The organism is Pantoea sp. SGAir0175 (genome assembly GCF_043547855.1).
Genome location: NZ_CP028081.1, coordinates 565,732 through 580,716, shown reverse-complemented (window position 1 = coordinate 580,716; position 14,985 = coordinate 565,732). Strand labels below are relative to the sequence as shown.

The following is a 14,985-nucleotide window of genomic DNA, read 5'->3' as shown; positions in this document are numbered from 1 at the left end:
CACCTATCCTAAGCCCCACCTTTGGGCACAGGATGAAGATAATGAAACGGACAAAAAATATTCGTCATGCCGCTTTCCGTAAAAGCTGGCAGGCACGCCATTTAACGCCGGTCGCACTGGCGGTCACCGCCGTGTTTATGCTGGCAGGCTGCGAACAGAGCGATGAAACGGTTTCGATGTACCAGAACGCCGATGATTGTGCGAAAGCCAATCCGGGCCAGAGCGCTCAGTGCACCACCGCTTACAACAACGCGCTGAAAGAGGCTGAGCGCACCGCGCCAAAATACGCCACGCGTGAAGATTGCGTCGCGGAATTCGGCGAAAACCAGTGTCAGCAAACCCCGGCACAGGCGGGCGTCGGTACCACGGCGAACAACGCTGAAGCGCAGCAGAGCGGCAGCTTCTGGATGCCTCTGATGGCTGGCTACATGATGGGTCGTCTGATGGGCGGCGGTGCCGGCTTTGCGCAGCAGCCACTGTTCTCGCCAAAAACCCCTAACAGCCCGGCTAACGGCCAGTTTGTTGATGCTTCCGGTAAGAACTACGGTGCGGCCACCTCGGGCCGGACGGTAAACGTGCCGAAAACTGCGCTGGCGCCAAAACCGGCCACTACGTCCACCATCACCCGTGGCGGCTTTGGTGAGACGGTAGCCAAACAGAACACCATGCAGCGCAGCAGTGCCACCAGCACCGGCAGCCGCTCGCTGGGAGGCTAAGCCCGCGCATGCAACGTATTGCTATCAGCGAACGTCCGAACTGGCGCGAAAAGGCGACCGAGTACGGCTTTCAGTTTCACACCATGTATGGCGAACCCTACTGGTGCGAAGACGCTTATTACCAGTTTACGCTGGCGCAAATTGAACAGCTGGAAGCGGCCACCGCTGAACTGCACCAGATGTGCCTGCAGGCGGTAGAAAAAGTGGTGAACAGCGAAGCGCTGCTCACTCGTTTCTGCATTCCGAAACACACCTGGGATTTTGTGCGCGAATCCTGGCAGCAGCGTCAGCCCTCGCTCTATTCACGCCTCGATCTGGCGTGGGATGGCACAGGCGAGATCAAGCTGCTGGAGAACAACGCCGATACGCCAACCTCGCTGTACGAAGCGGCGTTTTTCCAGTGGATCTGGCTGGAGGATCAGCTCAACGCCGGCAACCTGCCGCAGGGCAGCGATCAATTCAACAGCCTGCAGGAGCAGTTGATTGAGCGCTTCGCCACGCTGCACCAGCAGCACGGTTTTAACTGGCTGCACTTTGCCTGCTGTCGCGATACGGAAGAGGATCGCGCCACGTTACAGTATCTGCAGGATTGCGCCACTGAAGCCGGCCTGCCGAGTGAATTTCTCTACATTGATGAGATCGGGCTGGGCGAAAAAGGTCAGTTTACCGATCAGCACGATCAGGTGATCAGCAACCTGTTCAAGCTCTATCCGTGGGAATTCATGCTGCGCGAGATGTTCTCGACCAAGCTGGCCGATGCCGGCGTGCGCTGGCTGGAGCCGGCGTGGAAAAGCATTCTCTCCAACAAAGCGCTGCTGCCGCTGCTGTGGGAGATGTTCCCCAACCATCCTAACCTGCTGCCCGCCTGGTTTGCCGATGATGCCAGCGCGCCGCAGATGGAAAAATATGTGGTGAAACCGCTGTTTTCCCGCGAAGGTGCCAATATCACCATCGTGGAAAACGGTCAGGAAATCGCGCGCGCCGACGGCCCCTATGGCGAAGAGGGCATGATCGTCCAGCAGTTCTGGCCGCTGCCGAAATTTGGCGACAGCTACACGCTAATTGGCAGCTGGCTGATTGACGATCAGCCTGCCGGTATCGGTCTGCGCGAAGATCGTGCGCTGATCACCCAGGATCTGTCACGTTTCTATCCGCACACCTTTATTGAGTAACGCACGTGCCGCCCGGTCTGCGGGCGGCACAGGTGTCAGCCAACCTGCACCGACAGCATACTGATCGAACCCATCTCCATGCCTTCCACCGGGATGCTCACCGCCTCACCTTCAGCTCGCGCGCCGAGAATATACAGCAGCGGCAGATAGTGCTCCGGCGTCGGGTTAGCCAGCTGCGCGCCTTCATGCTGCTGATAATTCACCAGCGGATGCTGCACCGCCTCGCCTTCGTAGTCCAGATTATCGCGCACAAACTGGTTGAAGCTCTCCGCCCACGGATAAGCGCTTTCCGCGCCCTGCCAGCGAATCATGCGCAGGTTATGCACCACGTTGCCGCTGGCCACCAGCATCACGCCTTCGTCACGCAGCGCCGCCAGTTTACGTCCCAGCGCAAAATGCCACGCCGCCGGCTGGGTGCCATCGATGCTGAGCTGAATCAGCGGAATATCCGCCTGTGGATACATCTTCGCCAGCACGCCCCACGAGCCGTGATCAAAGCCCCACTGCTGATCGGCCTGCACTGCTACCGGCGCCAGCAGATCGATAACGCGCTGTGCCAGCGCTGGCGAACCCGGCGCCGGATAGCGCACGTCGAACAGCGCCTGCGGGAAGCCACCAAAATCATGGATGGTGCGCGGATTGCTCATCGCCGTCACCGCCGTGCCGCGCGTGTACCAGTGCGCCGAGATGGCGAGAATAGCGCGCGGACGCGGCAGGGTTTCGCCCAGCTGTTGCCATACGCGGGTATAACGGTTGTCTTCTAATACGTTCATCGGGCTGCCGTGGCCGAGAAACAGAGCGGGCATGCGGGTCATTATTCATCCTCTGGCGTCGGGATCGCGTTAATGACTGTCACGATACGCGCTTTCGCCAGGGGAAAAACGCTGATAAGCGTGATGATGTTTATCAGCAAATTTGAATAAGATTTTGCCGACATAACTTTACGCTAAATAACTCGATATTTTATGGGGTTAACTATATTGTAACTGGTAATCATTATCATTAAGGAGCCCATCATGTCAGTACCTCTGCTGCTAACCATCCTGGCTGGCGGTGCCACTTTCGTCGGCGCGATTTTTGGCGTGCTCGGTCAAAAGCCGTCGAACCGCGTACTGGCCTTTGCGCTCGGCTTTGCCGCCGGCATCATGCTGCTGATTTCCCTGATGGAAATGCTGCCCGCCGCGCTGCATGCGGAAGGCATGTCGCCGGTGCTTGGCTACGGCATGTTCATGCTCGGCTTACTGGGTTATTTCGCCATGGATCGCCTGCTGCCGCACCAGCATCCGCAGGATCTGATGGCGGTCAATCGCCGCCCCACTAACCTGAAACGCACCGCGATCCTGCTGACGCTCGGTATCAGCCTGCATAACTTTCCCGAAGGCATTGCCACCTTTGTCACCGCCAGCAGCGATATGGAACTGGGGCTGGGCATCGCGCTGGCCGTCGCGATCCACAATATTCCGGAAGGGCTGGCGGTGGCCGGACCGATGTACGCCGCCACCGGCTCGAAAGCCAAAGCGCTGTTCTGGGCCTGCCTGTCCGGCATGGCGGAGATTCTTGGCGGCATTATCGCCTTTCTGCTGCTGGGGCCGGCGGTCTCACCGGTGATGATTGCGGCCATCATGGCGGCGGTGGCGGGCATTATGGTGGCGCTGTCCGTGGATGAACTGATGCCGCTGGCGCGCGAAATCGACCCGCATAACAACCCCAGCTACGGCGTACTGTGCGGCATGACGGTGATGGGCCTGAGCCTGACGTTGCTGCAAACCAGCGGGGTAGGCTGACGCGAGATTCGTCTCATTCACCACCACTTCGGCCTTAACTCTCAACGACTTAGACTTGTTAAGGCGTAGTCGAGACGGGTCTTGTTAACACCCGACGGCGGGCTCATTACACTCCACGCGACTCTTAGAAAGCAGTGGAGTGTTATGTTAATTCAGGGAGCCATTTTATGCCTGGCGATGAATATCTATCATGAAGCGCGCGGCGAACCGGTAAAGGGACAGATTGCCGTCGGCACTGTCACCATGAACCGGGCTAACTGGGACGTCAAAGAGATCTGTCCGGTGGTGTACGCACCCAAACAGTTCTCCTGGACGTCTCTGCACAAATATCCCCATCGCCATCCGCCGCAGCATGACAAAAGCTGGCAGCGCGCGCAGCGCCTGGCGCAGCGGATTGTCGAGGGTAAGCTGGCGGATGTGACCAGGGGCGCGACCTTCTTTCATGCGCACAGCGCCAGACCCGCGTGGCGCCACGCCTTCCAGCGTACCGTGGTGATAGGCAATCACGTTTTTTACGCCAGCCGTTAATCATAAAAAAAGGCCGGATGCATCACATCCGGCCTTATTTATTTCATGTCGGCTTAGCTGGCCTGACGGGTTTCATGCTGGCGGCGCCAGGCCACCAGGTCTTCAATGGTCACCACCGGCATGGCGTGCTGCTTCGCAAACGCAATCACTTCCGGCGCGTGCGCCATGCTGCCGTCATCATTGGTCAGTTCGCACAGCACACCCGCAGGTTTGAAGCCCGCCAGCGTCACCAGATCGAGCGTCGCTTCGGTGTGGCCGCCGCGCGCCAGTACGCCGCCGTCGCGCGCGCGCAGCGGGAATACGTGGCCGGGACGATTCAGATCGGACGGTTTAGCGTCATCGGCAATCGCCGCGCGGATGGTGGTAATACGGTCGGAGGCCGATACGCCGGTCGTCACGCCGCTGGCCGCTTCAATGGTCACGGTAAAACCGGTGCCGTAAGAGCTGGTGTTGTTCTCTACCATCATCGGCAGATCCAGCTGCTGGCGGCGCGCTTCGTTAATGCACAGGCAGACAATGCCGCTGCCGTGACGAATGCTCAGCGCCATCTGTTCCACGGTCATGGTTTCGGCGGCGAAGATCATATCGCCTTCGTTTTCGCGATTTTCATCGTCCAGCACCATCACGCCGCGCCCGTTGCGCAGCGCATCAATGGCGCGTTCTACACGCTGTTCCGGCGTGCCAAATTCAGAAAGAAGCGTCTGATTCATGGTAAAAAAACCTTATTAATAAAATATGAGTTACCAGAACCAGGGCGAGCTTAGGAGTGCGTAGAAAACACATGGCAATAACGTGACGCGGGCGCAGCCCGGCTGATGTCGTTACCCTCTCCCATCCGGACTTTAACCGTCGGCCCCGGAATTACACCGGATCTGCTGACCTTTCACTGTACAGCGAAAGCGCTCGCGGGCTTTCAGCCGAAGCTGATTTACCGCCGGTGGGGAATTTCGCCCCGCCCTGAGAATAAGCGAAATTACTATAGCGCCAATCACCTGGTCGGGCAATTAACAAAAGTGCAAATGCTTTTGCACTTCATGCGTTGCGGATTTCGGGTTTAACCTTTTCGTTTCTGGCATTACACTTAATGCTTGATGAGTCGGAACACGCGCTGTTATCAGCCACCGTAACCAGGAAACAACCATGATCGACACGAAAAAAATTGAACAACTGGCGCGCCAGGTGCACGAAGCGATGCCAAAAGGTATTCGCGACTTTGGCGACGATGTGGAAAAGAAAATTCGTCAGGTATTGCAGGCGCAGTTAACCCGCATGGATCTGGTTAATCGTGAAGAGTTTGACGTGCAGACCCAGGTTTTGCTGCGCACGCGTGAAAAACTGGCGGCGCTGGAGCAGCGTCTGGCGAAGCTGGAGAGTGAAAGTCCGGCGGCCCCGGCTCCGGCGGTGATCACGCCAGATCCTGCAGGCAAAATCGATACGCCTCAGTAAGGTTTACGCGGCGGGAGTTCGCTCCCGCCGGCTACGTGTTTACTGATTGCGAATGGTTTTGATGATGTTGGTGGTGGAGATACCGTCTTCAAAGTTGAGCACACGCACGTCACCGCCGTTGGCCCACACCTCTTTACTGCCCGCGATATCTTCCGGCTTATAATCACCGCCTTTCACCAGCAGATCCGGCAGCACTTCGGCAATCAGCCGCTGTGGCGTATCCTCTTCAAACAGCACCACCCAGTCTACGGCCTCCAGCGCACCCAGCACGATCATGCGGTTTTCCTGCGGGTTCACCGGGCGGGTTTCGCCCTTAAGACGTTTGGTGGAAGCATCGCTGTTGACCGCCACGATCAGGCGATCGCCCAGTTTGCGCGCGTTGGCCAGATAAGAGACATGGCCGGCATGCAGAATATCGAACACGCCGTTGGTCATTACTACTTTCTCACCTCGCTGGCGCGCCTGCGCCACCGCCACTTTCAGCTCGGCTTCGGTCATCACGCCAAAGCCGCTGTCCGGCCGCGCGTGAATCGCATTCTCCAACTCCACGGTACTGACGGTAGAAGTCCCGAGCTTGCCGACCACCACGCCAGCCGCAGCGTTGGCGAGGAAGCAGGCATCTTCCAGACTTTCACCGGCAGCCAGCACTGCGGCCAGCACACCGATCACCGTATCGCCGGCACCGGTCACGTCATACACTTCCTGCGCCTGGGTAGGCAGATGCAGCGGCGCTTTGCCCGGCTGCAGCAGCGTCATCCCGTTTTCCGAACGCGTCACCAGCAGCGCGGAGAGATCGTAATCGGCGATCAGTTGCATACCGCGGCTAACAATCTCCTCTTCGCTTTTGCACTTGCCCACCACCGCTTCAAACTCGGACAGGTTGGGCGTCAGCAGCGTCGCGCCGCGATAGCGTTCAAAATCGGTGCCTTTCGGGTCGATCAGTACCGGCACCTGCGCCGCACGCGCCAGCTGAATCATGGTCTGCACGCTGCTCAGTGCGCCTTTGGCATAATCAGACAGCACCAGCGCGCCCGCCTGTGCCAGCGACTGACGCAGACGATCGTGAATCGGCTGCGGATCGACCTGCTCAAAGCCCTCTTCAAAGTCGAGGCGAATCAGCTGCTGATTGCGCGACAGCACGCGCAGTTTGGTGATGGTCGGATGGCTGTCGAGGGCGACGAAATCGCATTCAACCTTCACCTGCGCCAGCGTTTCGCGCAGCACGCGCGCAGCATCATCTGCACCGGTCAGGCCGATAAGGCGCGAGTCCGCACCGAGTGCAGCGATATTCATCGCCACGTTGGCCGCGCCGCCCGGACGCTCTTCAATGGTATCCACTTTGACCACCGGCACCGGGGCTTCCGGTGAGATCCGGCTGGTCGGGCCGTACCAGTAGCGGTCTAACATCACATCGCCGACAACCAGCACAGCGGCCTTGCCAAACGCGGGCAGTGTTACTTTCATGCAGAGACTCCAGACTTCAACGTTCAGTCAAAATAATGCGCGGATAATAGCATAGAAGCCGCCAGGCTCACTGCTCCGTGTCATCCGCGTCGCTCGCGGCCAGCCAGCGCTGCCAGCTGGCGTGCACCACGGCGCGTTCGTCAGCGAACGATGCCGGATCGACATGACCCGGCAGTTCCTGTAGCGCCAGATGATGCAGCGCATCGCGCAGCGTGACGTAAGCGTGCGTCAGCGCCTGCGCTTCCTCATCAGCCATGATGCCGTGGCGCGCCATCAGTTCGAAAATGCGCACGTTATCCGACCAGCGCGTCAGCGCCGGCTGGCTGGCGGCGTAACCTAAGACCAGATACTGCGCAATGAATTCAATATCGGTGATACCACCCTCATCGGTTTTAATCTCCCAGCGGCCTTTGTGCTTGTTACTGAGGTGCGCGCGCATTTTCTCACGCATCTCACGCACTTCGGTTTGCAGCTTCGCGCCTTCACGCGGCAGGCACAGAATACCGCGCCGGATCGCATCGAAGCGCTCACACAGCGCCGGTTCGCCAAACACGATGCGCGCGCGCACCAGCGCCTGATGTTCCCACGTCCAGGCTTCATGGCGCTGATAGTCGTCAAAGGCGGCAAAGGTGCTGACCAGCATGCCGGCCGCGCCAGAAGGGCGCAGGCGCGCGTCCACCTCATACAAAATGCCGGACGAGGTGCGGGTGCTGAACAGATGCATGACGCGCTGAGCGAGACGCAGGTAAAACTGGCGCCCGTCGATAACGCGTTCACCGTCGGTTTCGGCATCGTCCGGACAGTCATGCAGAAACACCAGATCGAGATCCGAACTGTAACCCAGTTCCCAGCCGCCCAGTTTGCCGTAGCCGACCACGGCAAAGCCGCGCTCGCTGTCGCTGGTGAGGTGCGAAGGGCGGCCATAGCGCTGCACCATCATCTGCCACGCCTGCTGCACCACCGATTCAATGATCGCTTCCGCCAGCCAGGTTAAGTGATCGCTCACTTTCATCACCGGCAGGGTTCCGGCGATGTCGGCGGCGGCGATACGCAGATGCTGTGCCTGCTTGAACTGGCGCAGCGCTTCCAGCTGCTGCTCTTCATCATCGGTGGGAATGCGCAGCAGATACTGGCGCAGTTCGTCACGATAAGCGTCGGTGGCGGTGGGCTGATACAGCGTGGCCGGATCGAGCAGTTCATCCAGCAGCAGCGGATAGCGCGCCAGCTGGCTGGCAATCATCGGCGAAGCGCCACACAGGCGAATCAGGTGGCGCAGCGCGCCGTGATACTCGGTCAGCAACTCGAGATAGGTGCTGCGCGTTAATACGCCAAGCAGCAGCGGCGTCAGGCGTGCCAGCACCACATCGGCGTCGTCACGTGCGCACACTTCGCTTAGCAGGCGCGGCATTAATTGATCGAGCGCCAGCCGGCCGCGCGGACCGATGGTGCGGCGACTGACATCCTGACGGAAATCATTCAGCGCCCGATACAGCGCATGGCGCTGTTCCGCCTGCAGCTGCGGTACCACCGGCAGCAAATCGCTCTCTTCCAGCGCGTCCTGCCACAGGCTGGCGAACTCCGCCAGCTGCGGCTGATCGTCGACATCCGGCGCATCATCGCCTATCAGCTCGTCGAAAATGTGGCGCACGCCGGCCATGTGCTGCTCCAGCTGTGCCAGCAGCGTCGCCCAGTCCGCCATGCCCATCGCCCAGGCCAGGCGCTGGCGGTCGAGGGGATTTTCCGGCAGCGTCTGCGTCTGCTCATCGTTGATGCTCTGCAGCAGATTCTCCAGCCGGCGTAAAAACAGGTAGGCGGCGCGCAGATGATCAACCTGCTCCGGTGTTAACAGCGCCAGCTCACCGATGGCCTGCAGCGTCGGCAGCAGCGAGCGCAGCTGAAGTGAGCGCTCACGTCCACCTCGAATCAGCTGAAACACCTGGACGATGAATTCGGTTTCGCGAATGCCGCCAGCGCCGAGTTTGATGTTGTCCTTCAGGCCGCGCCGCCGTACTTCGCGGGCAATCATGCCTTTCATGTTACGCAGCGACTGGATCACGCTGAAATCGATGTAGCGGCGATAGACGAACGGGCGCAACATCTGCTGCAGCTCCTGGCTCCAGTGGCCGCCATCGTCGCCCATCAGGCGCGCTTTCACCATCGCGTAGCGCTCCCAGTCACGGCCCTGCTCCTGGTAGTAATCTTCCAGCGCGGCAAAGCTCAGCACCAGCGGGCCGCTGTCGCCGAACGGGCGCAGGCGCATATCCACGCGATAAACAAAGCCATCGACGGTAGGTTGATCCAGCACCTTAATCAGCCGCTGCCCCATGCGGGTAAAGAACTGCGCGTTGTCGAGCTCGCGCCGGCCGCCGTGGGTGACGCCGTTTTCCGGCCAGGCAAAGATCAGGTCAATATCGGAAGAGAAGTTGAGTTCACCGCCGCCCAGCTTGCCCATACCCAGAATCAGCATCGGCTGCGCTTCGCCGGCGGCGTTGCACGGCGTACCGAAATCGCGGCAGCAATCCTGCCACACCCAGTCGCGCGCGGCGGTAATAAGCACTTCCGCCAGCGTGCTGAGCTGCGTCAGGCTCTGCCCGGTGCTGGCCTGCTCCAGCGCCTGCATCCACGCGATGCGCACCAGCATATGACGGCGGAACAGGCGCAGTTCGCGCATCAGGGAGGCTTCGTTATCCACCGGCTGCAGCGCCGCTGCCAGCCAGGCCGCATAGTGCTGCCACTCTTCGGGCTGCGGCGGTTGCTGCTGCAGCTGTTGCCACCACGCCGGATGCTGCTGCAGGTTGTCTACGATAAAGTCACTAAAGGTCAGTGCGCCAGCCTGCTGCGGCGTGATGGCCGTCAGCGGCAGGCCCAGACGTTCTGCCACGCTGGCGAGCTGCGCCTGCATCAGCGTCGGTAACGGTAACGACATCTTCCCTCCCTGATGATTGATGGTGCCGTAGCCTTAGCGTTTCGCACCGTTATTCAGCCAGAACGGCGGTTGACGGATCGCCAGATTAACCAGCTGAATCAGACCGCGCTCCTGTTTTTCACGAATGGCGTGCTGCAACTCCTGCCAGCCCGCCAGCCACTGGCTGACTTCTTCAGCCGGATACGCCCCCGCCAGCAGATGCACCGCCAGCAACTGGCGGTTCAGGCGCGTAGCTTTGTCCTGAAATTCATTGAACAGCTGCACGTCGACGAAGGTTTCACGCAGATCCGCGCCGATGCGCCCCAGCATGATGTCGCTGAAGCGTTTAAACGAGCCCTGTAGCTTGCTTTTGTTCTTCTCGTCCAGCCACGGCTGCCACTGCGACTCCACCAGCCAGTGAGTAAGTGCTAACTGAGCTTCGACCGAGGTCGGTGAGAAGCAGACGGTTTCTGCGCTGGCCTCGCTGTCCGCCAGCAGCTCTTCCAGCCGGGTCAGCTTCTGACGCAGTTCGCTGTTGGCCTTGCGCGGCACCAGCGTGCCAAACAGGGAAAACGCCTGACGCAGCGTTTCCAGCGCTTCAATTACCCGTGCCCGGGCGTCTTCATTACCGCGCAGCCAGACTTCTTCATGGTACTGCCAGTGGCCGAGCGCCGCGCTCATGGCGTGAACCATGCCCTGCTCCACCGTGGCTTTGGCGGCAATTTTCTGCAGCGGCAGCGCGCGCAGCGGTCGCGGCGCGTTGCCCTGCGCCAGCTGATAACCGCGTGCCGCTTTGCTCAGGCTGCCGAGGCGCAGGCCGCCCGTGGCGATCAGCGCACTGGCGAAGGTCAGCATATCGCTGCGCGCTCCACGCTTAAGCTCCAGCTCCACTTCATACAGCGGCTCGCTCAGCTCCCCTGCGGCAACGCTGCCGCAATCGAACGCTACTTCAATTTCGCTGTCGCCAACGCTCACCAGCCAGGTTTCACGCTGGAAATGGGTACTGAACAGCGGCTGCAAACGCGGCTGCAGCGCGGCGACATCGGTCCCCTGCGGCCAGATCTCTGCCGGCAGGCGGGCAATGTCCAGCTGCGGCTCGCTGAGGTCGACGTTGTATTCCGGACGCTGATGCAGGCCGCCCAGCGTTTTGCCGGCGGTTTTCAGCGTCATTTCATAGCGCTGATCCACGCCGCGAATCCGCAGGCCCATATCCCAGCGGCGCAGCTGGTTGTCATCGGTTTCGTAATAGATGTTGGTCAGCTCACGCGCGGCGTGGTGCTGATGTGGCCAGGCGGCAAGCGTCTGCGCCAGTTTTTCGGCGGCTTGCGGGGTGGCAATGAACTTTAATTCGATTTCGATGGTCATAATTTTTTATTCAATACGCTGCTGGCACTTACGAGTTTAATCTGGCGAAGAGTAATGCACCGCAAGCCTGCTGTCTCTGCTTTCTTGTGCTTTTACGACCCTTTTCGCACCGCATTGAGACCAGGATAGTTCTCATTCAGATTTATGCGAAGCGACTCCAGACTGTGCCGGTAAATTTACGCCCATCATGAAAAAACGATATCGAATGAAAAAAATCTCACTTGCCGCCCTCTCTTTGCTGGCTTTCAGCGCCATCGCACCGGCCCACGCGGCCGATGAAAAACGTTACATCTCCGACGAATTATCCACCTGGGTACGCAGCGGCCCTGGCGATCAGTATCGCCTGGTTGGCAAGCTGAATGCCGGGGAGGAAGTCACGCTGCTGCAAACCAATAATGACTCGCAGTACGCGCAAATCCGCGATGCAGAAGGCAAAACTAACTGGATCCCGCTGTCGCAGCTCAGCGCCTCCCCCAGCCTGCGCACCCGCGTGCCGCAGCTGGAGCAGCAGGTCAAAGAGCTGACCGACAAACTGGCGAACATTGATAACAGCTGGAATCAGCGTACGTCAGAGATGCAGAACAAGGTGGCCAACAGCGACGGCACCATCAACGGCCTGAAAGAAGAGAATCAGAAGCTGCGCAACGAGCTGATTGTCGCGCAGAAGAAGGTCAGCGCCGCTAACGTTCAGCTGGATGACAAACAGCGCACCATCATCATGCAGTGGTTTATGTATGGCGGCGGCGTGCTCGGCGTCGGTCTGCTGCTCGGTCTGCTGCTGCCGCACATGGTGCCGCGCCGCAAGAAAAACGATCGCTGGATGAATTAAAGCCGCCACGCCATTTGTGGTTTGCCTGGAGGGGATCGTAAGATGCCCCTTTTGGCATGCCCGCTTTTTCGCCAAAGTATGCAACAATAACGTAACAAGCGTGCGCGGCACGCAAAAGTGGATTGCCTCTGGAGTGGTTGAGTGAAGACGTTTCTGGTCGGTGGCGCAGTGCGTGATGCCTTACTGCGTTTGCCGGTAAAAGATAGAGATTGGGTGGTGGTGGGCGCAACGCCCGACAGCATGCTGGCGCAGGGCTATCAGCAGGTGGGCCGGGATTTTCCGGTTTTTTTACATCCTGAAAGCCGCGAAGAGTATGCGCTGGCGCGCACCGAACGCAAAAGCGGCAACGGTTATACCGGCTTCGTGACCCAGTTCGCGCCGGACGTGACGCTGGAGCAGGATTTACAGCGTCGCGATCTGACCATCAATGCCATCGCGCAGGCCGCTGACGGCACGCTGATCGACCCTTATCATGGCCAGCAGGATTTGCAGCAGCGTACCCTGCGTCACGTGTCTGCAGCTTTTAATGAAGATCCGCTGCGCGTGCTGCGCGTGGCGCGTTTTGCTGCCCGTTTCGCCCACCTCAATTTCCGCGTGGCACCTGAAACCCAGGCGCTGATGCGCGAGATGGCGCACAGCGGCGAACTGGCGCACCTCACCGCAGAGAGGGTGTGGAAAGAGACGGAAAAAGCGCTGCTGACGCGCAATCCTCAGGTCTATTTCCAGCTGCTGCGCGACTGCGATGCATTACAGGTGCTGTTCCCGGAAATCGACAACCTGTACGGCATTCCGGCCCCCGTTAAGTGGCATCCGGAGATCGATACCGGCGTCCACGCGCTGATGACGCTGACCATGGCCGCAGCGCTCTCCGACCAGCTTGACGTGCGCTTCGCCACGCTGTTCCACGATGTGGGTAAAGCGCTGACGCCGCCAGAGAAGTGGCCGAGCCATCATGGTCACGGCCCGGCCGGTGTACCGATTGTTGAAGCGCTGTGCCAGCGACTGCGCGTGCCGAACCAGGTGCGCGATCTGGCCCTGGTGGTGACGGAGTTTCACGATGTGGTACACACCATTGAAAGCCAGCCGGCTGACGCGCTGGTGGCGCTGTTTGACCGCATCGACGCCTGGCGCAAGCCCGATCGCGTGGAAAAGATGGCACTGACCAGCGAAGCCGACGCTCGCGGGCGCACGACGCTGGAGAGCATGGCTTATCCGCAGGGCGATTATCTGCGGCGCGCGTTTGCGCTGGCGCAGGCGGTGCCCACCAAAGCGGTGGTCGAGGCCGGTTTCAAAGGCGCGGCGGTGCGGGAAGAGCTGACGCGTCGGCGCGTGCTGGCGTTGCAGGAAGGGTTAATCGACGCGCGGCCAGCGTAACCGGCCGCGCCTCGCGCATTACATAAAGATGGCGTAAACCGCTGCCGCGACGATAAAGCGGTAGATGGCAAACGACACAAACGAGATACGTTTGATCAGCTCAAGGAACACTTTGATCGCCAGCAGCGCGACGATGAAGGCGGTCACGAAGCCCACGGCAAACATCGGGAAATCCTGCATCGTCAGGAAGCCCATGCTCTTGTAGAGATCAAGTCCGGTAGCACCGATCATCATCGGTACCGCGAGGATGAAGGAAAACTCGGACGCCGCATAGCGGCTGACGCCCATCAGCATACCGCCGGAGATGGTGGCGCCGGAACGCGAGAAGCCCGGCCACAGCGCCAGACACTGGAAGCAGCCAATCATAAACGCCTGGCGATAGGTGATGTCATCAATGCCCACCGCTTTCGGCTGCTTTGGCTTGAGATATTCCGCCGCCAGCAGCAGCACGCCGCCCACCACCAGCGCGTACATCACGTTGATCGGGTTAAACAGGGTTTTAATCTGGTCATGCAGTACCAGGCCAATCACCACTGCCGGCACCATACCCAGCAGAATGTGAATCAGCGTCAGTTTTCCGCTGCCGACGCCTTCGTGGCGCTCCTGGCCGAAGTGAATGCCGATCAGGCCAAACAGCCGGCGCCAGAACATCACCACTACGGCGAGGATTGAGCCCAGCTGGATCACCACTTCAAAGGTTTCCGCCTTCTCACCCTCGAACCCCAGCAAATGGCCAACAATAATCATGTGGCCTGTGGATGAGACCGGCAGGAACTCCGTAAGGCCTTCCACAACCCCCAGGATTGCAGCTACCCATAGCTGATGAATGTCTGCCATCAAATTTTACCCTCTATCCGTTTTAAACAGTAAAAAGGCGGTCGCGCACCGCTACCGCCTGAAATTATGCCTGCACCTTGCTGAAGGAAACCTTAAGGATTTCGGTCACTTCCCCTTCATCAGCGCAGCGGCCTCCACTGAGACACACCATAATTTGGTTTGGTTTCATTGTGATGGCAATCACGCAGGATTTATTTAGGAATAGTCCCGCGCTCAATTCTCACGCCCACGCTCGCCGCCTGGGCGACAGCCCCCGGTTTACCTACCTTCACGCGTACGCCAGGCGTTTTGAAACGATTCATCAACAGATCGGCGATTTCTTCTGCCACCCGTTCGACCAGCGCAAAACGCTGTCCCTGTAAATGATTGAGGATCGCTTCGGTGACATCGGCATAGCTCAGGCAGTGGTTCACATCGTCGCTTACCGCCGCCCGACGGTTGTCCCACGCCATTTCGACATCGAGCACCAGCTTCTGCTGCATGCCCTGTTCCCAGTCGTAAACGCCAATGGTGGTGAACACGGTGAGTTGTTCTATAAATACGATATCCATGATGTCACTCTCTG

The 14,985-nt window shown here is 59.4% G+C and carries 14 protein-coding genes and 1 riboswitch; of the genes, 7 read left to right on the top strand and 7 right to left on the bottom strand.

Features of this window, described 5'->3' with window-relative positions; translation table 11 throughout:
- Positions 1-41: 41 nt before the first annotated feature.
- Together C1N56_RS02740 and C1N56_RS02735 are read left to right on the top strand one after the other, a co-directional pair.
- A complete protein-coding gene (locus C1N56_RS02740; protein ID WP_021509614.1) occupies positions 42-716 on the top strand; it encodes a DUF1190 family protein in 675 nt (224 codons plus the stop codon).
- An 8-nt stretch (positions 717-724) separates the two neighbouring features.
- The gene (locus C1N56_RS02735; protein ID WP_394517090.1) at positions 725-1,888 is read left to right on the top strand and encodes a glutathionylspermidine synthase family protein; all 1,164 of its coding nucleotides are present in this window, start codon (positions 725-727) and stop codon (positions 1,886-1,888) included.
- A 35-nt stretch (positions 1,889-1,923) separates the two neighbouring features.
- Here C1N56_RS02735 and ygiD read toward each other — a convergent pair whose 3' ends face one another.
- Positions 1,924-2,694: a 4,5-DOPA-extradiol-dioxygenase gene (gene ygiD / locus C1N56_RS02730; protein ID WP_369974313.1), complete on the bottom strand. Its 771-nt coding sequence runs from the start codon at positions 2,692-2,694 to the stop codon at positions 1,924-1,926.
- Positions 2,695-2,904: 210 nt separating this feature from the next.
- Here ygiD and zupT point away from each other — a divergent pair, with 210 nt between their 5' ends.
- Together zupT and C1N56_RS02720 are read left to right on the top strand one after the other, a co-directional pair.
- Positions 2,905-3,672, top strand: coding sequence for a zinc transporter ZupT (zupT, locus tag C1N56_RS02725; RefSeq protein ID WP_021509618.1), 768 nt, complete (start codon positions 2,905-2,907; stop codon positions 3,670-3,672).
- A 144-nt stretch (positions 3,673-3,816) separates the two neighbouring features.
- Complete coding sequence (locus C1N56_RS02720; RefSeq protein WP_394517089.1) at positions 3,817-4,200, top strand: cell wall hydrolase; 384 nt, start codon at positions 3,817-3,819, stop codon at positions 4,198-4,200.
- Positions 4,201-4,253: 53 nt separating this feature from the next.
- Here C1N56_RS02720 and ribB read toward each other — a convergent pair whose 3' ends face one another.
- A complete protein-coding gene (ribB, locus tag C1N56_RS02715) occupies positions 4,254-4,910 on the bottom strand; it encodes a 3,4-dihydroxy-2-butanone-4-phosphate synthase (RefSeq protein WP_010618704.1) in 657 nt (218 codons plus the stop codon).
- Positions 4,911-5,019: 109 nt separating this feature from the next.
- Positions 5,020-5,169: riboswitch (FMN riboswitch) on the bottom strand.
- A 171-nt stretch (positions 5,170-5,340) separates the two neighbouring features.
- On the opposite strand from ribB, the gene C1N56_RS02710 reads away from it, so the two are divergent.
- A complete protein-coding gene (locus C1N56_RS02710; RefSeq protein WP_010618705.1) occupies positions 5,341-5,646 on the top strand; it encodes a ubiquinone biosynthesis accessory factor UbiK in 306 nt (101 codons plus the stop codon).
- A gap of 39 nt (positions 5,647-5,685) precedes the next feature.
- Here C1N56_RS02710 and hldE read toward each other — a convergent pair whose 3' ends face one another.
- The 3 genes from hldE to C1N56_RS02695 all read right to left on the bottom strand — a co-directional run bounded on the left by hldE (position 5,686) and on the right by C1N56_RS02695 (position 11,380).
- Entirely contained in the window at positions 5,686-7,110 is a 1,425-nt protein-coding gene (gene hldE, locus C1N56_RS02705) for a bifunctional D-glycero-beta-D-manno-heptose-7-phosphate kinase/D-glycero-beta-D-manno-heptose 1-phosphate adenylyltransferase HldE (protein ID WP_021509620.1), read from the bottom strand.
- A 67-nt stretch (positions 7,111-7,177) separates the two neighbouring features.
- Entirely contained in the window at positions 7,178-10,036 is a 2,859-nt protein-coding gene (gene glnE / locus C1N56_RS02700; protein WP_058780507.1) for a bifunctional [glutamate--ammonia ligase]-adenylyl-L-tyrosine phosphorylase/[glutamate--ammonia-ligase] adenylyltransferase, read from the bottom strand.
- Positions 10,037-10,069: 33 nt separating this feature from the next.
- Entirely contained in the window at positions 10,070-11,380 is a 1,311-nt protein-coding gene (locus C1N56_RS02695) for a CYTH domain-containing protein (RefSeq protein WP_104188253.1), read from the bottom strand.
- Between the two features lie 205 nt (positions 11,381-11,585).
- Here C1N56_RS02695 and C1N56_RS02690 point away from each other — a divergent pair, with 205 nt between their 5' ends.
- Both C1N56_RS02690 and C1N56_RS02685 read left to right on the top strand, forming a co-directional pair.
- Positions 11,586-12,209, top strand: coding sequence for a TIGR04211 family SH3 domain-containing protein (locus C1N56_RS02690; RefSeq protein WP_104188252.1), 624 nt, complete (start codon positions 11,586-11,588; stop codon positions 12,207-12,209).
- 141 nt (positions 12,210-12,350) lie between these two features.
- Positions 12,351-13,583 (top strand): multifunctional CCA addition/repair protein, encoded by a 1,233-nt coding sequence (locus C1N56_RS02685; RefSeq protein ID WP_394517088.1) that lies wholly within the window; start codon positions 12,351-12,353, stop codon positions 13,581-13,583.
- 18 nt (positions 13,584-13,601) lie between these two features.
- On the opposite strand, the gene bacA is transcribed toward C1N56_RS02685, so the two are convergent.
- Both bacA and folB read right to left on the bottom strand, forming a co-directional pair.
- Positions 13,602-14,420 carry an undecaprenyl-diphosphate phosphatase gene (bacA, locus tag C1N56_RS02680; protein WP_031280132.1) on the bottom strand — a complete coding sequence of 273 codons (819 nt, stop codon included), beginning with the start codon at positions 14,418-14,420 and terminating at the stop codon, positions 13,602-13,604.
- Between the two features lie 191 nt (positions 14,421-14,611).
- Positions 14,612-14,971 carry a bifunctional dihydroneopterin aldolase/7,8-dihydroneopterin epimerase gene (gene folB, locus C1N56_RS02675; RefSeq protein ID WP_104188248.1) on the bottom strand — a complete coding sequence of 120 codons (360 nt, stop codon included), beginning with the start codon at positions 14,969-14,971 and terminating at the stop codon, positions 14,612-14,614.
- Between the last annotated feature and the right edge of the window lie 14 nt (positions 14,972-14,985).

Bases quoted from the DNA above. Each gene is read 5' to 3' on its own strand.
- C1N56_RS02690 (WP_104188252.1), top strand. From the start codon at position 11,586: ATGAAAAAAATCTCACTTGCCGCCCTCTCTTTGCTGGCTTTCAGCGCC.
- zupT (WP_021509618.1), top strand. From the start codon at position 2,905: ATGTCAGTACCTCTGCTGCTAACCATCCTGGCTGGCGGTGCCACTTTC.
- C1N56_RS02695 (WP_104188253.1), bottom strand. From the start codon at position 11,380: ATGACCATCGAAATCGAATTAAAGTTCATTGCCACCCCGCAAGCCGCC.
- ygiD (WP_369974313.1), bottom strand. From the start codon at position 2,694: ATGCCCGCTCTGTTTCTCGGCCACGGCAGCCCGATGAACGTATTAGAA.
- C1N56_RS02710 (WP_010618705.1), top strand. From the start codon at position 5,341: ATGATCGACACGAAAAAAATTGAACAACTGGCGCGCCAGGTGCACGAA.
- hldE (WP_021509620.1), bottom strand. From the start codon at position 7,110: ATGAAAGTAACACTGCCCGCGTTTGGCAAGGCCGCTGTGCTGGTTGTC.
- folB (WP_104188248.1), bottom strand. From the start codon at position 14,971: ATGGATATCGTATTTATAGAACAACTCACCGTGTTCACCACCATTGGC.
- C1N56_RS02720 (WP_394517089.1), top strand. From the start codon at position 3,817: ATGTTAATTCAGGGAGCCATTTTATGCCTGGCGATGAATATCTATCAT.
- bacA (WP_031280132.1), bottom strand. From the start codon at position 14,420: ATGGCAGACATTCATCAGCTATGGGTAGCTGCAATCCTGGGGGTTGTG.
- ribB (WP_010618704.1), bottom strand. From the start codon at position 4,910: ATGAATCAGACGCTTCTTTCTGAATTTGGCACGCCGGAACAGCGTGTA.
- glnE (WP_058780507.1), bottom strand. From the start codon at position 10,036: ATGTCGTTACCGTTACCGACGCTGATGCAGGCGCAGCTCGCCAGCGTG.
- C1N56_RS02740 (WP_021509614.1), top strand. From the start codon at position 42: ATGAAACGGACAAAAAATATTCGTCATGCCGCTTTCCGTAAAAGCTGG.
- C1N56_RS02735 (WP_394517090.1), top strand. From the start codon at position 725: ATGCAACGTATTGCTATCAGCGAACGTCCGAACTGGCGCGAAAAGGCG.